The sequence below is a fragment of the Bradyrhizobium sp. Kon58 genome, assembly GCF_055807455.1.
Map to the genome: position 1 here is coordinate 1 of NZ_JBVVOT010000139.1, position 494 is coordinate 494.

The window sequence follows — 494 nt, forward strand, 5'->3', positions numbered from 1 at the left end:
ATGCCTTCGAGATGTCTCAGCTCGGCTTGTGCAAAGAACTTTGTGCCGCTGCCTTTGCGGTGGTTGCTGAACGCGATCAGCTTGTGGCGCGGCAGGAGGGCCTTGAGCCGCTTCTTGCGCTCGAGAAGCGGCAGCGCACGCAGGTCCTCGCCCGCTGCGAACATGAGGTCGAACGCGCAGTACAAAAGCTTGGCCTCCTGACGCAGGGCGTTTTGAAGCAACTGGAAATGGGATACGCCGTCCTTCCCGATCGCAACGAGCTCGCCATCGATAACGGCGTCCGCCTTCACTCCCTCGAGTGCTTTCGCGACCTCGACATAGGAGTGGCTGATGATCTTCCCGTTCCGGCTGTAGAGCGCGACCCGACCACGCCGGATTTCCGCGACCATGCGGAAACCATCGAATTTGTCCTCGAAGACCCAATCGGGATCGTCGAACGGCGCATCCGTGAGCGTGGCCAACATGGGCTGCAGGCGATAAGGCAGGGTCGATTT

General features: G+C 60.3%; 1 protein-coding gene. It reads right to left on the reverse strand.

Annotation, left to right across the window (positions count from 1 at the left end; genetic code table 11):
• The coding region (locus tag AC0L20_RS39840) for an ATP-dependent DNA ligase (RefSeq protein WP_473295643.1) at positions 1 to 494 on the reverse strand (494 nt) is incomplete at both ends.